The following is a 729-nucleotide window of genomic DNA, read 5'->3' as shown; positions in this document are numbered from 1 at the left end:
GGTCGAGCGCGTACGCGCCGGTGCCGAGGGTCGGCGCGTACCCGCCCTCGGCCGTCACGGGGTGCGCCGGGTGAGCGGGCGTGCCGAGGGACAGGAACTCCGTCTTGCCGGTGACCTTGGCGAGCCAGGCGAGGGTGCTGCGCCGGTCCGCCCACCAGTGGGTCGCCGCATCGACGCCGAGGCCGGCCGCCACGCCCGTGACCGTGACGGGGAGGTCGAGGGCCCAGACGACCGCCGCGAGGGCGATGCCCTTGGTGATCGTCAATCCGATGACGTGCAAGGTGCAGGCGATCCGACCGGCCCGGCTGGATTGGCCCGGGGCCCGGTCGTTCTCGCCCTTGTGGGCCGCCTGGTGGGAGGTCTGGACCCAGTGGTCTCCCACCGAGTGCGCAACGAACAGCGCGACAAACACGGCGGCGAACACGGCTGCTGCGGTCATGGGTGCTGATCTCCTTCGCGGTTTCCCGCTGTTATTTCCGCTGGCTTTTTTGCTTGCGGTAATTAGATGATGCAGACTCCGAGTCTGCATGTCTAGGGGTTCGCAGACTCCGAGTCTGCGTAGGGCGCGTTCGTGCTGGTCAGGCCCTCAAAACTTCTCGCGATCCGGCGGCCTCTTCCGCTCCCTCGGCACACATCCGGCGTGACATGCGCCCCACTGAAGCGGGGCCGGGAGCTGTCGCGGCGCCCTCCGGCGGGGGAGGGTAAAGCGGACGGGCGCGTCCGCGCCCG

At 69.8% G+C, this 729-nt stretch carries 1 protein-coding gene; it reads right to left on the bottom strand.

The annotated features are described in order from the left end of the window. A partial coding sequence (locus tag ACJ6WD_RS41345; protein ID WP_407617826.1) for a transcriptional regulator occupies positions 1 to 439 on the bottom strand: 439 nt, incomplete at its 3' end. Positions 440 to 729 lie beyond the last annotated feature (290 nt).

The organism is Streptomyces sp. VTCC 41912 (assembly GCF_045799175.1).
In the GTDB taxonomy this organism is placed as follows: Bacteria; Actinomycetota; Actinomycetes; order Streptomycetales; family Streptomycetaceae; genus Streptomyces; species Streptomyces albulus_C.
Note: the sequence above shows the minus strand (reverse complement) of the source record. Positions and strands in the feature narration are given on the sequence as shown.